Source organism: Mycolicibacterium parafortuitum (assembly GCF_002086815.1).
GTDB classification, from domain to species: Bacteria; Actinomycetota; Actinomycetes; order Mycobacteriales; family Mycobacteriaceae; genus Mycobacterium; species Mycobacterium parafortuitum.
Genome location: NZ_MVID01000018.1, coordinates 25986 through 40252, shown reverse-complemented (window position 1 = coordinate 40252; position 14267 = coordinate 25986). Strand labels below are relative to the sequence as shown.

The window sequence follows — 14267 nt, the reverse complement described above, 5'->3', positions numbered from 1 at the left end:
CTGCACAGCCCATGAGCAGTTGTGAGCGAAAGGCCGTCGGATGCAGACTCATCTGGGCGCGGCGCACTGGATATACCTCGCCGGCATCATCGTCATCCTTCTCACGATGGCATTGCGCAAGAACATCGTCGTCCCCGCGGTCATGGCGACATTCCTGACCGCGTGGGTGTTCTCCGGCAGCGTCATCACCGGACTGTCGTCGATCTTCAACGCCAGCCTGGTCGCCGCGCACGAACTGTTCAACATCTTCCTGATCATCGCGCTGGTCACCGCGATGCTCGGCGCGCTGCGCGAGATGGGCGCCGACCGCCTGATGGTCACCCCGTTCCGCCGTGTGATGCGGGCGGGCACAAGCAGTTTCGTGATGCTCGCGCTCATCACCTATGTGATCTCGCTGTTCTTCTGGCCCACCCCGGCAGTCCCTCTGGTCGGCGCGGTGCTGATCCCGGTCGCGATCCGGGCCGGGCTGAGCCCGCTGTCGGTGGGCATGGTCATCGCGATCGCGGGACAGGGCATGGCGTTGTCGTCGGACTACATCATCAAGGTGGCCCCCGGCATCTCGGCGACAGCAGCCGGCGTCGACACCGACAGCGTGGCCGACAAGGCCCTCGTGCTCTCGCTCATCGTGGGCTTCACCGCATTGGTCATCACCTACCTCACCCAGCGCCGGACCTGGCGTGCTCCGTCGCCGGAGTTGCTCGTCGCCTGGGAGAACAAGGCCGACAAGTTCGGTGTGACCGCTTCGGATGACGGCACGCCCGACGGCGGAGAACCGGCGCCTGCCGCGGGCGGGGCTGCCGCGCCCGTCCCGCCTGCTGCGCGCGCCGCCGCCGGCGGGGTCGGGGCCCCGACGGCCACGATCGTGCGCGACACGTCGGCCGCGGAGCCTGACAGCTCCCCGAAGCCCCTGGCGGCCAAGGCGTTTGCGATCCTCGTGCCCGCCGCTTACCTGGTGTTCATCGTCTACCTGCTGCTGGGAAAGTTCACCGCCGCGGTGCCGCCACTCAAGGGCGGTGACGCCGCAGGCATCGTCGGGGGAATCGCGGCGATGATCCTGTTCGCGGCGTGTCTGACCAACAGCCGCCGGGCCTGCCTGGAGGCCTCCTCGCAGCACGTGGTCGACGGCCTGGTGTTCGCGTTCAAGGCGATGGGTATCGTGCTGCCGATCGCCGGCTTCTTCTTCATCGGCAACGGCGACTTCTCGGCCCGCATCCTCGGCATGCCCGAGGACGCCACCGGTCCCGCGTTGCTGTTCGATCTCATCAACGCGGGGCTCTCGCACGTCGCGCCGAACGCGTTCGTGGTCGCGTTCACGGTGATGTTCGTCGGCGTGATCGCCGGCCTGGAGGGGTCCGGCTTCAGCGGGTTGCCGCTGACCGGGTCGCTGTCGGGCGCCCTCGGCAGCGCGGCGGGAATGGATCCGTCGACGCTGGCCGCGATCGGGCAGATGGGCAACATCTGGTCGGGCGGCGGCACATTGGTGGCGTGGTCCTCGCTGGTCGCCGTGGCCGGCTTCGCCCGGGTTCCGGTGCTCACGCTGGCCCGCAAGTGCTTCCTGCCGGTGATGGCCGGGCTCGTGCTGTCCACGCTGTTCGCGATCATCGCGTTCTGATGCGCCAGACCCTCGCGCTGGCCGCCACCGTGGTGCTGACGTTCGTCACCGGCGTGGTCGACGCGGTCGGCTTCCTGGCCCTGGACCGGGTGTTCACCGGGAACATGACGGGCAACATCGTGATCCTGGGCATGGGTGTGGCCGGCGCCGACGAACTGCCCGTGCTCGGCCCGGCGATCGCGCTGGCGGCGTTCACCGCCGCGGCCTATCTCGCCGGCCTGGTGCTGCGCGGCCGCGGCGAGCCCCGCGGTCCGGGCTGGCACCACCGGGTGACCGTGCTGCTGTCGGTCGGGGCGGCCACGCTCTCGGCACTGGCGGTGGCGGCGGTCCTGGCGGGCAGTCACCTCGGGACGGCGCTGCAGATCGTGATGGCCGCGGCGACGGCGGCGGTGATGGGATCCCAGGCGATGGTCGCGCGCACCGTCGCGGTCGCCGACATGACCACGGTGGTGGTCACCTCCACTCTCGCCTCGCTGGCCGGGGAAACGTGGACCCGCGGCGGGCGCGGCGCGGTGTTCAACCGCCGGCTGGTGGCGATCGCGGTGATCTTCGCCGGCGCCGTCGCGGGCGCGGCCCTGCTCCGGGTGCACGTGGCGGTGCCGTTCGGCCTGGCGGCCGTGCTCACCGCGGCCGTCGCGGTGCTCGGGCACCTGCGGTTGTCGGCCCCGCGCGGGTCCGATCTCTCCACGCGATCTCCACACAGTCTCCAAGCACCGCGGCGCGCTCCGGCGCAGGATCATCTTCGTGATGACGACAACGACTCCGAAATGCGCTGCACCACAACGTGAACAGCGCGCGGATGACACCGAGTTCGAGCGCGCGGCCCTGAGCCTGGCTCCGATGCTGAAGCGGCGCGCGTACGGCTACACCGGAAACGCCGCCGACGCCGAGGATCTGGTCCAGGAGACACTCCTCAAGGCGTATCGCGCCTTTCCCAGGCTCGGGCCGGATCCCTACCTGAAGGCCTGGCTGCTGAGCATCCTGCGTAACACGTGGATCGCGAAATACCGTGCCGCCCAGTGCCGTCCCGCCGAAACATTGACCGCGGAGTTCCAAGACGGAGACACCGGGGCGGTGTCCGCAGAGGAGCTCGTGCTGCGCGACATCGCTGACGACCGGCTCGTCGCGGCGCTGGCCGAGCTCTCCGAGCCGATGCGCCTGACGGTCTATTACACCGCGGTCGAGGGCATGTCGTGCCGCGAGGTCGCCCGGGTGATGGGAGTCCCCGAGGGCACGGTGATGTCGCGGATGCACCGTGGCCGGGCCCAGCTGCGCCGCCGGCTCAGCCAGCCAGGAACGCGTCCAGCTCCGCGCAAAAAGTCCCCCATGCCGGCTCGTCGGCCGTGAGCAGGTGGTTGTCGCCCTCGAGCGGGACGAACCGCGCCCGCGGGATCAGCGTGGCCAACTCCTCCCCGTACTGCAGGGGCACCCGGCGGTCACCGCGGGCGTGCATCACCAGCGTCGGGCAGGCCACCTGGCCGGCGAGGTCGCGGACGTCGATGTGAGCGAACTGCTCCAGGAAACGCACCGCGTTCTCGGCCGAGGTGGTACGGCGCTGCAGATGGTCGAAGGAGTTCCAGTCCTCCCGTGTGCCCCCGGGGATGAACTGCGCGGCGAACACCTGCCGGAAGGCCGGATCGTCATGGCCCCAACCAACCCGTGCAAGGTCGAGATCCAGTGCGGCCGCACGCCGTTCCTCCGGCCCGACCGCGCGCACCGCACGCCCGCGCGCGTACGCCCCGCAGAGCACCAGCCGTGACACCCGTTCGGGGTGGCGCGCGGCGTAGGCGACGGCCACGGCACCGCCCTGGGAGACACCGAGCAACGGGAAACGGTCCAATTCGAGGGAGTCGACCACCGAGGCCAGATCATCGACCCAGTCGTCGAAGGTGAATCCCGGTGCATCCCAGTCCGAGAGACCGCATCCTCGTTCGTCGTAACGGATGTAGCGGTACCGCTGGGACAGATCGCGCACCCAGTGCCGCCACACCGGGCTCTCCACGTCGTAGCGCAGATGCGTCATCCAGTTGCCTGCGCGCACCAGCGGCGGGCCCTCCCCCGCCACCGCGTAGGCCAGCCGCAGTCCGTCGGCGGCGCGGCAGAACGCGACGCGCTGCTCGACCGTCGGCGCGACGTCGCCGGAGGATGGCTCGACGGCGGGATCGGTGACGGTACCGACGAACTGGTAGCCGCGCCCGCGCACCGTCTTGATGTACCGCTGGGACTCCCCGTCGTCACCGAGCGCACGCCGGGCCGCCATGATGCGGCTCGACAACGCGGCCTCGCCGACGAACTTTCCGCCCCACACCGCCTCGAACAGCTCCTGTTTGGTCACACAGCGTCGACGGTTGACCACCAGCACGGCCAGCACGTCGAACACCTGCGGCTCCACCGGGACGGCCTGACCGTCGCGCCGCAACTCGTAACGCTGCGAGTCCAGCACGAACTCGCCGAATACGATCTCCGCCGTTCTCACCGCGGTCCCACCTGCGGCCACCACCAGGTCAGAGCCGCCAGCGCCGTCAGCGCGGTGGCACCGAGGGTGATCACGACACCGACGGTCAAGCGTTGTACCGCAACACTTCTGGGCACCGGTCGACCCGCCACCGGCTGCGCGACGGTGGCGACGAACACCACGCCCAGCGCCGCGAGGAGGAACCCGGCGAGCGCCGAGATCGCCCCGAATTGCGCCAACCACGGCGGGCGGGCCCGCCCGTCACCGCCGTCGGTGAGAACACCGCAGAGCCCGACGAAACCCAATACGCCGAGTTGAAGTTTCTGCCACTCGCGGGCTGAATCCTGGATACGCTCATCGTCGTGCCGACCGGAATACACGCCGGCCAGTCTGGGGTGATCAGCGCGATCCCATCCAGACCGGATCATTCCTGGTAACGGCACTGCCACTCTCCCTGTGCCACAGCCGCGCGAGCCGGCACGCCGACATCGAGTCCGCAGCGGCGAAGTAGACGTAGAGGTGGAGTCGTTCGGCGCCGGTGACGGCGAACTTCTCACGATGAAGTTCCAGCTCCCCGACGTCGCAGTGACGCACCCGCACCGGGCTCACCGCGCGCTGCTGGACCTCCTGCCGGGACCACAGCCGGCAGAAGTGCCGGGAGCGCTGGCGCAGATCGCCGATCAGGGCCTGGGCCCGCGGTGATTCGCACTCGTTGCCGATGTCGGCCCGTAACTGCGCGACGCTGTCGGCGGCGGCCTGTTCCCAGTCGACCCAGAAGTCCCGTTCGCGGGGGTCGAGGAACACCGCGTGCAACCGGCTGGTGTCCGGCTCCATGTTCGGGAACAGCAGCTGGGCCCGCGAGTTGGAGGCCACGACGTCCATGTAGCGGTCCACGAGTATCGCGGGCAACTCCAGCTGGTCGATCAGCAGCACCACGCCGTCGGGCACCCTGGAGTGGGCGACGCCGCCGCGCCGGGACGCCGGCCGGGTCAGGCGATGCAGATGGGTTGCCTCGTCCGCGTCGAGGCGCAGCGCATCGGCGAGCGCGTCGACGACGGCGACCGACGGCGAGCGCTCCCGGCCCTGTTCGAGCCGGATGTAGTACTCGGTGCTGATGCCGGCGAGCTGGGCCACCTCCTCGCGGCGCAGCCCCGGCACCCGTCGCCTCCCGTGGTCAGGCAGCCCGACGTCCTGCGGCGTCAATCGATGGCGGTGCCAGCGGAGAAAGCTCCCGAGCACGCTGCTGTTGGTCATGCACAGATAAACCCCGAGGGGACGCAATATATTGCATGTCGCGGGAGATCAGTCTTTCGCGAAGGCGCGGGCGAACTCACGCTCCAGGTCGACGTACGGGTGGCCCGACACGTCGATGCCGACCCGGGCGATGGTGCCGCCGGTGAACGGGAACGGTGCCCGGTACGCCGACGACACCGCAGACCCCGAGTTGCGCCCGACGCCGAGGGTTGCCCCTGCAAGTCCAAACGTTCCCGGATGCGAACGCATTTCAGCGAGGCTCGCGACCAGCGCGCCGTCGATGAAGAGGGCGGCGTCCCCGACCGGGGTGTGGCTGCCCTCGGCGGTGCCGGTCAGCGTGTAGGAGAAGCCCAGCGTGTGCACGCCCGCCGGGATCGGATCCGGCGCGGCCAGCGTCTGGTCGTACTCGCCGAGGAAGTTGTAGCAGAAGTGCAACCGCCCGCCCTGCACGTACATCACGTACCCGCCGTGCGCCCCGCCGTGTTTGACGATCACACCCTCGGCACCGCCGTCGTCGATCGTCACGTCGGCCAGGACCGCGAAGGACCTGCCGTGGATCTCGACCACCGCGCCCATCCCGACGTCGGCCGTTCCCGGATAGTAGACATAGGAGGCACGCTCGCCGGTCAGATACGGCCGCCACCGCGACATGGTCTCCAGGATGTTCAGATCGCTCAACGGCAGACCGTTGTACTTCTCGGCCTCGGCGAACCACAGCGCCTTGAGCTCCTCCAGCTTCTCCGGATGCTGGGCGGCCAGGTCGTGACACTGGCTGCGGTCGGAGTCGACGTGATAGAGCTCCCAGCGGTCCTGGTCGAAGTGCGACCAGCCCGCCGGCGACGCCGCGTGCACGGCGCTGGCGAACCAGCCCTTGTGCCAGATCCCGCGGGTGCCCAGCATCGTGTAGAACTGCGTCTCCTTGCCGGTCGGCGCAGTCGGATTCTCCAGTGCCACTTTGAAACTCACGCCGTCGAGTGGCTTCTGGGCGACTCCGCGGACCGTGGCGGGCGGAGTGATGTCGAGCAGGTCGTACACCGTCGGGGTGATGTCGGCGACGTTGACGTAGTTGTCCCGGACCTCGCCGTGTGCGGCGATTCCCTTGGGCCACGAGATGATCGCCGTGTCCGCGATCCCGCCTTCGTGGGATGCGTAGCGCTTGAACAACTTGTACGGGGTGTTGAACGCCATCGCCCAACCGATCGGGTAATGGTTGTAGGTCTCGGTCCCACCGAGGTCGTCGAAGGCCTTGAGGCTCTCCTCGACCGCATCGATGTAGCCGTTGAAGAATTTGACCTCGTTGACCGACCCGTTCGGCCCGCCCTCCCCGCTGGCGCCGTTGTCGGAGATGACGACGATGATCGTGTTGTCGAGCTGCCCGGACTCTTCCAGGTAGTCCAGGACCCGCCCGATCTGGGCGTCGGTGTAGGACAGGAACCCGGCGAACACCTCGGCCATCCGTGCGAACAACCGCTTCTCGTCGTCGCTGAGCGACTCCCAGGGCCGAACCGTGTCCTGCGCCGGCCAGTCCTGCCCGTCCGGGCCCTTTACGTCGAGGTACGGGTTGATCGGGGACAACTCGGTGTCCGGGGGGACGATGCCGAGGCGCTTCTGGTTCTCCAGCACGATCTCGCGGTAGAGCTCGTAGCCCATGTCGAAGCGCCCGGCATACCGGTCCGCCCATTCCTTGAACACGTGATGGGGCGCGTGCCCCGCTCCGGGGCACACGTAGGAGAACCACGGCTTGTCCGGCGCGATCACCTTGGAGTCACGGATGAACTCGATGGTCTTGTCGGCCAGGTCCTTCGACAGGTGATACCCCTGCTCCGGCGTGGCCGGTGGCGCGACGGGGTGGTTGTCGTACATCAGGTCGGGATACCACTGGTCGGTCTCGCCGCCCATGAACCCGTAGAACCGCTCGAAACCGCGGGACAGCGGCCAGTGCCGTTTGGTCGCGGCCAGATTCGACTCCTCCAGCGGCGTCAGATGCCACTTGCCGATGCAGTAGGTGTTGTAGCCGTTCTCGGCGAGCACCTCCGACAGCAGCGCGGTGTCAAACGGGATGCGCCCGTTGCAGTTCGGGAAACCGTCGGTGAACTCCTCGATGGTCGCCATGCCGACGGTGGTCGCGTTGCGGCCGGTCAGCAGCGACGCCCGGGTGGGTGAGCACAGCGCGGTGGTGTGGAACTGTGAGAGCCGAACCCCACGTTGGGCGATCCGCGACATCGCCGGCATGTCGACGAGTCCGCCGAAGCAGTCCCACGTCGCGATGCCGATGTCGTCCCAGACCAGATAGAGGACGTTGGGCGCATCAGGCTGGGCGGTCGGTGCGGCGAACGGCCCCCAGTCCGGTTCCGAATCCCGGATGTCGAGCTCGATCTTGCCGTTGAACTCCGTCGTCACGCACGGAGATTACCCCGAGCTCCCCAGATCGAGGCCGAGAACCTCCGATGGCCGCCCCCGCCGTCACCGACTTGTCAGCCCGGCACCGGCACCGGTTCGTTGACCCGGTAGAGCCGGTAGTCCGGCTGATAGGCTCCCGAATTGGGGATCTCGAGTTCCAGAGTGGCCACATCCGATCCGGTGTCGTAGAGCGTCGGATAGCGCAGATTGAGCGCGTCCGCGGTGCCGCGTCCGGTGTTCGGCACCGCCAGCAGGTACCGGATACCGGAGGCCGAGGGCGTGTTGAGCAACTTCACGAAATCTCTATCCGACGGCACGACAAAAGTTTTCGGCTTACGTGAGGCCACGACCACGGCGAACCCGTACATGGTGTCGGTGATCACCGAACTCGGCGGCAACCCGAGGCCGTCCAGGTACTGCGCCAGCTCCCGTTCGGTGGCGAAGGTCGCCGCGATACGGCGCTGTTCCTCCTTGCGTGGACTCGTATCGTCGGGGTCGGGCCGCAGCACCGCCGCCAGCGCGAACTCCTGCGGGGCGTAGGCCGGCAGGCTCATCCCCCAGCCGGCCACCGGCAGGCAGACCGCGAACAGCACCGCGGCCACCAAACCCGCGCGGTACGACGGGACCGCCTCGGGTGGCGGGATGTCCGGCGCGTGGCGGCCGCGCCGGGTCGGTGTCCTCAGCACGCCGTCGGGGACGACGAGCAAGGCCATGCACGCCGCGAACGGTACCGCCACGATGTAGAACCGCAGGAACGGGAACGTACCGCCGGTGGCGTACGTCAGGGTCTGAAACGCCAGCGCCGCTCCGAAGATCAGGATCGGCGGCAGCAGCATCTGGCGGGTCGGGCGGCGCAGGCCGGTGACCGCGGCACACCCCAGCAGCGGCACCAACGTCGGCGCCAGCAGCAGCAGACAGACCCCCGAGTACCCCAGTCCGGCAACGATGTTCGCCGCGCCGCCACCGGACTGTTCGAGAATCGCGGCGTTGCCGTATTGCGAGCTGAACTGAGCCAGTGCCTCCCCGGTGATCAACCAGCTGGCCGCCGCCCAGCCCAGGACCGCGGCGATCCCGGGTCCGCTGACCAGGACGACGTCGAGCAGCGCGCGCTTGAGCCGAGGCCCCTCCCGGGCGCGCAGATAGGTGGTCGCCCCGACCAGCACACCCACGGCGGCAACACACGCCGCCGCGTCATAGCGCGTCAGGTAGGCCAGGCCCATCGCGACGGCGCCGGCGGCGATCAAGTGGTGCACGTCGTCGTCGACCATCCACATCGTCAGCCGGCGCACCGCCCAGATCAGGAAGAACACGAACGGCGCTTCGCTCATCCCATTGGATCCGTAGAACACGATCATCGGGTGGCACGCGAACAGCGCGGTGATGAGCAGGGTGTAGCGCCGCGGCAGGCCACGGTCATTGCCCATCGACAGGATCTGCACCGACGCGCCGGCCATGAACGCCGCCGACATCACCGTTCCGGCGAAGGCCCGCGCCGTGATGTCCGGCCACCACGATGCCAGCGCCACCAGCGGCAGCTGCACCATCGCGGTCAGCGGCGTGAAGATGAAACCGATTGCGGCCAAATGCGGTTCGCGACTGAACAGCACGCCCTGGGCGGCAGCCGTGCGCGACAGCGCGTCGCCGAGGAGGAAACCCTGGCGCACCTGCAACCAATACCCCGCCGCGGTGTAGCCGGCGAAGGCCACCACGAACACGACTGCCTTGAGTCGCCGATCGGAGACGTCCCTCATCGCCCGGCCAGGCCGTGAACGGTCTTCTCCCAGTACGACGGATTACGGATCAGCTGGTAGAGCCCCTTGGCCGCGGCCACGCTCATCAACACCCAGAACAGCGGCACGGTCAGTGCCGACAACAACAGATCGGGCCGGTCGTCCTCGCGCAGGGCGACCAGGTTCAGGTAGATCATCGCGAGATTGCCCAGCACCAGGCACACCAGTGCCGGGAAGTACACGAACGCCGGGAACACCGCGGCGACGGCGGCGGGCTGGCCGAGGAACCACAGCACGGTGATGAGCCAGAAGAACAGGTTGAGCACCGCGACCACAGGGGTCCCGCCGAGGATCAGGTTGAAGCGGATGAAGGCCCGCACGCCGAGCGTGCGCAGCAGTTGCCGGGGCCGGCGCATCTCCACCAGCCAGGTCTGCAGATAGCCCTTGTACCACCGGGATCGCTGGCGGATCCAGTTGATGTAGTCGCTGTTGGCCTCCTCCAGCGTCGTGGACTCGACCACCGCAGTGACGAACCCGTTCGCGGCGATCCGCAGGCCCAGGTCGGCGTCCTCGGTGACGTTGTAGGGATCCCATGCGCCGACGCTGTCCAGCGCCGAGGCCAGCAGGTGGTTCGAGGTGCCGCCCAGCGGGATCGGGGTGTCGGTGCTCGACATCCCCGGTAGCAGATAGCCGAACCACAGCCCGTATTCCGCGGTGAAACAGCCGGTCAGCCAGTTCTGCTGCCCGTTGTAGAACGCCAGGCGCGCCTGCACGCAGACGACGTCGTCCCCGGCCCGGCGGAACACCGCGGCCACCCGGCGCAACTGCAGCGGATCCGGCCTGTCCTCGGCGTCGTAGATGGTGATGATCTCCCCGGTGGCGAACTCCAGTCCGTAGTTGCAGGCCTTCGGCTTGGTCCGGGGTTCTGCCGGCGGCACCAGCACCACCTCGACGAACTCCACCTCCGCGCACCGACGGGCCGCCGAGATGGTGATCTCGTCGTCGGCCTCCAACAGCAGCAGGATCTGCAGCTTGTCCTTCGGGTACTCCAGCGCGGCCATCCCGGCGATCAATTCGCCGATGACCTCGGGCTCCCGGAACGCCGGCACCAGCACGGTGTAGGACGGCAGCTCGGAGTCCGGTATCGACCGCGCCTCGTCGTCGGTGACGACGATGGCCCGCGTCGCCAGCCCGTGCCGGAAGATCAGCACCCGGTCGAGGATCGTGAACACGTATGCCGCGGTGCAGAGCCCGACCAGGATGATCGCGGTGGCCTGCGGCCAGAACACCACGCCAACAGCGACGGCCACCAGGACGACCCACAGCGCGGGCCGCTGCCAACCCATCAGCGGCAGCGCCGCGGACCGCATCGGGTCCTGTTCGAGCAGCCCGTTGACGGCCCGGTGCAGCGCGCGTGGCTCGTCGACGGTCATCGCGATCCCGCTGCCGCAGAGTGCATCTGGGCCTCGACGAATCCCCGGCCGAATTCGGTGAGCATGTCGGCGTCCTTGAACGACGAGGTCTCGTCGTAGACGACCGAGGATCCACGGAAGAAGATGGCGAATATCTGGCTGAGGGTTTTGCCCGCCGCGCCGTTGGGTTCCGGGAACGGAGCGTCGGGTTCGTGGTTGTCCACCGAGGCGACGATGAATCTCTGTGCCAGGCCGTCCTTGCCCCACTCGAATTCGAGCAGACTCCAGGTGAGCAGCAGGTCGTCGTCGACGGCGGTCAGCAACTCGCCAGTGACCCCGTGGCCGAGGTCCACTCTGCGCCGCTCGCTCAGCCGCTCGTTGACGGCGAAGAGCACCTGGGGAGGGAAGACCCGTAGTGACATCGGCCAGTCCGTGGTGACGGTGTCGACCACTACCGTGCGGGGCCTGCCGAATTTGTCCCACTCCGGGTTGCCGACGTCGGCGACCAACTTCTGCCGGTCCAGCGTGGCGTTGCCGCCGTAGAGACGCCGGGCGACGTCGTAGGAGCCGGTCTCGACCACGTGCCAGCCGGCCGGAGGCGCGGGGAGCTGCCCCACGACGATTCCGTCGGACTGCGGTAGCGGGGGCAGTCGGGTGCCCGGCGGCAGCGGAATCGCGGCTACGGCGATCCCGACGGCCGCGACCAGCAGCGAGCCCCACCACACATCGGTGGTGGTCAGCGGATCGGTGCGGGTGGCGGCCGCCGCCGGCACCGGGCGCGGCTGCACGAGCAGCACCGCGCTGACGCACACGATCGAGGCGAGCGTGGGTATCTGCTGATAGAGCAGCAGCGACGTGTCCGGGCGCAGCGCGACGATCACCAGGAGCGCCAGCGGCCCCACCGACCACGCGACGGCCGCGGCCGCGGCCACGCGCAGATCGTCGGTCCCCACCGCGATCGCGGTGGCGGCCGCGGTGATCATCAGGGCGGCCACACCCCCGGCCGTTTTGCCGCCGCCCAATTCGATCACCGCGATGTGGTACCCCCAGGGCAGCGCCAGGATCGTCATCGCCCAGACCGGATTGAACCGGACCACCGCACGCAACCCGAACAGCAGGATGCCTGCCCCGACGACGAACAGCACCATCGCGACCAGGTCCAGCCGCAGCATCAAGTAGAAGGCGGCGTAGCGCGGCGTCAGGACCCCGTACACCAGCACCGCGAACGTCAGCACCATCACCGCGACGATCACGTCGGTCTGCCGATCGTCGATGCGCGCCGCAGCGGCCTTGCGGCGGGCGAGACCACCGGCGGCCAGCACCGCGGACGCCGGAATGATCCAGGTGTAGCCGTTGATGCCGTTCACCCGCGTGTTGTCCAGCGAAATGCGCAGGGAATCGGCAAAGGCCAGGACGGTGATGGCGGCGATGAGCGCCCATCGCACCAGTCGGCTCAGCGTCGGGTCCCCCACCACGCCGGCGATCGGCGGGGATTCCGCGGGCGGCGCCTCGACCGGCGGGGTCATCTCACCCTCGTCGCCGCCGCAGCAACAGTGCTCCGGTGACCACCGCGGCGGCGAAGACACCCGCGGCCACCCAGATCGGCACGGTGCCACCGCCCCCGGAATCCCGCGGCGCGGCCTGCGCCGTGACGGCCGGGGCCGGTACCGTCACGGGGGTGCGGCCGGGGGCCGAGATGACCGCGCTTCCGTAGAGCCGCGGCCAGCGCGCGGGGTCCTCGTCGAGCCAGCGGAGCAACTGGTCGAGCTGACGCGGCGCGCCGTTGGAGGTCGCGACCAGCAGAGACCGGCGGCCGTCGAAGACCCACTGAAGCGCTCCGAACCCGACGGCCGGATCGAGGCGCAGCGTCACGGCGGCGCCCGACGTGTCGGCGCCCTCGACGGTGAGCTCATCCTCTGACACCGAGACCGGCAGGGTGATGTCGTCGCGGTCCCAGCCGTCGGCGGCGATCAGCACGGCCGGGCCACCGCTGTCGACAGCCTGCTGGACACCGACGACCACCGTGTCGATGGGCAGCGCGCTGAGGCGCTGCAGCCCCGTCATGATCGACACGGCTCGCGCGGTGTCGGCGTAGCGGTCGTCGCCGATCCCGATCTCGACGCGGGGCATCAACGCCTGCGGGAGTGACTGCAGCCCCGGCGGCACGGGAGGCCTCGCCGGGGTGCTCTGCACCGTGCTCTCACCGTCGATGGACAGGGTGAGCGGCTGGAACTCGCCGCAGCGTCCGGTGTTGCCGGTGATGTCGACCGCGACTTCGAGGTTGGTGAAGCGCTGGAGCAGGCGGTCGGGGATGTCGACCCAGTGGTCGATGACGCCGTCTCGGTCGGCGACCCACCGGTCGATGGTCTCGCCACCGGTCCGGACGACGACCTGGGCGCCGATGTTCTCCGGTACCGGGGTGTAGGACCCGACCAGGTGGACCCGGACATTGTGGGCCGACCTGCCCAACCGGGTCTGATCGATGCCGAAAACCACCCGTGGGGCCAGCGCCTCCGTCGTCAACTCGTTCTCGCCGAGTTCACGCAACGTGGTCGTGTCACCGGGAAGCTGCGGGGCGTCGCGCAACGGTCCCACCACGGCCCGGGTGCTGATCGCCAGCCGGCGCAGGTCACTGGCGAGCAGCCGGGTTTGATTTGCCAGTTCGGCTGCCGGACCCGAGATCAGCAGCACCGGGATCCCCGGGCCGCCCTGCAGCGACAGCCCGCTGTCGGGTCCCTCGGTGATCGAAATCTGCCGTTCGAAGGGCGCCGACTCGGCGGCAGGCAGCACCCGCCCGCGCGGCAATGCGGTGATCTGCACCCCGGTGTTCTGCTGCCGATACCGGGAGGTCACCGCGGTGGCCAACCGCACCGCGGCATCGGACTCCGCCTGCGACGGGTCCGGCGGGACGGCGATGGTCAGCGTGCGCAGGACCGGAGGCAGGAAGTCGGCGACTGCGGCGGGCACGGTTTCGACCCCGGCGAACTCGACAGCGCCGTCGACGAGTCGCAACGGATTGCTCGGGTCCACGCAGTATCCGTCCAGTGGAAGGAGATACGCGTTGAGGGTGATCGTGACCGCGTTCTCGACCACGACCACACCGTCCAGGGGGATCCGCACCGGGCCCCGCGGCAGCAGCGGCACGTCCAACTGCGCGATGGTGCGCCGATCCTGGACCACGGTGACGGCCGCCGACCGCAGGAAGACCGGGAGCTCCAGCGTCGCGTCCAGTGCGGTCGGGGTCATGCCCGGCGGCACCGGGAAGGTCACGGTGGTGGTTCCGGCCTGACCGTAGAACTCCAGCGGGCCCGCCGACCCCAGCTCATCGAAGGTCAGGGGAACGGCGCGCGCGGGCGGTGCAGACGACGCGACGACCGGCATCAGCACGGCGCACACTGCCAAAA

General features: G+C 69.0%; 11 protein-coding genes. 3 read left to right on the top strand and 8 right to left on the bottom strand.

Translation table 11 applies throughout. From position 1 onward, the window contains the following. Nucleotides 1-40: 40 nt before the first annotated feature. Genes BST38_RS18560 through BST38_RS18550 form a run of 3 tightly spaced genes read left to right on the top strand, consistent with a single transcriptional unit; the run spans nt 41 to nt 2959 of the window. Nucleotides 41-1612, top strand: a complete 1572-nt coding sequence (locus BST38_RS18560) for a hypothetical protein (protein ID WP_083144936.1) — start codon at nt 41-43, stop codon at nt 1610-1612. Further along, nucleotides 1612-2400 carry a YoaK family protein gene (locus tag BST38_RS18555; protein ID WP_083144935.1) on the top strand — a complete coding sequence of 263 codons (789 nt, stop codon included), beginning with the start codon at nt 1612-1614 and terminating at the stop codon, nt 2398-2400. The genes BST38_RS18560 and BST38_RS18555 overlap by 1 nt, the downstream gene beginning before the upstream one ends. Continuing rightward, complete coding sequence (locus tag BST38_RS18550; RefSeq protein WP_083144934.1) at nt 2360-2959, top strand: sigma-70 family RNA polymerase sigma factor; 600 nt, start codon at nt 2360-2362, stop codon at nt 2957-2959. Before BST38_RS18555 ends, BST38_RS18550 begins: the two co-directional genes overlap by 41 nt. On the opposite strand, the gene BST38_RS18545 is transcribed toward BST38_RS18550, so the two are convergent. The 8 genes from BST38_RS18545 to BST38_RS18515 all read right to left on the bottom strand — a co-directional run bounded on the left by BST38_RS18545 (nt 2895) and on the right by BST38_RS18515 (nt 14259). Further along, a complete protein-coding gene (locus BST38_RS18545; RefSeq protein ID WP_110781796.1) occupies nt 2895-4088 on the bottom strand; it encodes an alpha/beta hydrolase in 1194 nt (397 codons plus the stop codon). The genes BST38_RS18550 and BST38_RS18545 overlap by 65 nt on opposite strands. Continuing rightward, on the bottom strand, nt 4085-4447 hold the full coding sequence (locus tag BST38_RS29080) for a hypothetical protein (RefSeq protein WP_110781789.1): 363 nt from the start codon (nt 4445-4447) through the stop codon (nt 4085-4087). The genes BST38_RS18545 and BST38_RS29080 overlap by 4 nt, the downstream gene beginning before the upstream one ends. Before the next feature lie 19 nt (nt 4448-4466). Then, the gene (locus BST38_RS18540) at nt 4467-5321 is read right to left on the bottom strand and encodes a helix-turn-helix domain-containing protein (RefSeq protein WP_083144933.1); all 855 of its coding nucleotides are present in this window, start codon (nt 5319-5321) and stop codon (nt 4467-4469) included. A gap of 48 nt (nt 5322-5369) precedes the next feature. Then, nucleotides 5370-7721, bottom strand: coding sequence for an arylsulfatase (locus BST38_RS18535; RefSeq protein WP_083144932.1), 2352 nt, complete (start codon nt 7719-7721; stop codon nt 5370-5372). 74 nt (nt 7722-7795) lie between these two features. Beyond that, complete coding sequence (locus BST38_RS18530; protein WP_083144931.1) at nt 7796-9472, bottom strand: ABC transporter; 1677 nt, start codon at nt 9470-9472, stop codon at nt 7796-7798. Further along, complete coding sequence (locus BST38_RS18525) at nt 9469-10884, bottom strand: glycosyltransferase family 2 protein (RefSeq protein WP_083144930.1); 1416 nt, start codon at nt 10882-10884, stop codon at nt 9469-9471. The genes BST38_RS18530 and BST38_RS18525 overlap by 4 nt, the downstream gene beginning before the upstream one ends. Continuing rightward, a complete protein-coding gene (locus BST38_RS18520) occupies nt 10881-12389 on the bottom strand; it encodes a hypothetical protein (protein ID WP_083144929.1) in 1509 nt (502 codons plus the stop codon). The genes BST38_RS18525 and BST38_RS18520 overlap by 4 nt, the downstream gene beginning before the upstream one ends. Before the next feature lies 1 nt (nt 12390). Then, nucleotides 12391-14259: a cellulose biosynthesis cyclic di-GMP-binding regulatory protein BcsB gene (locus BST38_RS18515; protein ID WP_237160835.1), complete on the bottom strand. Its 1869-nt coding sequence runs from the start codon at nt 14257-14259 to the stop codon at nt 12391-12393. Between the last annotated feature and the right edge of the window lie 8 nt (nt 14260-14267).

What these genes read in the sequence shown, in the direction of transcription:
- BST38_RS18520 (WP_083144929.1), bottom strand. Translation starts at nt 12,389, where the DNA reads ATGACCCCGCCGGTCGAGGCGCCGCCCGCGGAATCCCCGCCGATCGCC.
- BST38_RS18525 (WP_083144930.1), bottom strand. Translation starts at nt 10,884, where the DNA reads ATGACCGTCGACGAGCCACGCGCGCTGCACCGGGCCGTCAACGGGCTG.
- BST38_RS18540 (WP_083144933.1), bottom strand. Translation starts at nt 5,321, where the DNA reads ATGACCAACAGCAGCGTGCTCGGGAGCTTTCTCCGCTGGCACCGCCAT.
- BST38_RS18550 (WP_083144934.1), top strand. Translation starts at nt 2,360, where the DNA reads ATGACGACAACGACTCCGAAATGCGCTGCACCACAACGTGAACAGCGC.
- BST38_RS18530 (WP_083144931.1), bottom strand. Translation starts at nt 9,472, where the DNA reads ATGAGGGACGTCTCCGATCGGCGACTCAAGGCAGTCGTGTTCGTGGTG.
- BST38_RS18560 (WP_083144936.1), top strand. Translation starts at nt 41, where the DNA reads ATGCAGACTCATCTGGGCGCGGCGCACTGGATATACCTCGCCGGCATC.
- BST38_RS18555 (WP_083144935.1), top strand. Translation starts at nt 1,612, where the DNA reads ATGCGCCAGACCCTCGCGCTGGCCGCCACCGTGGTGCTGACGTTCGTC.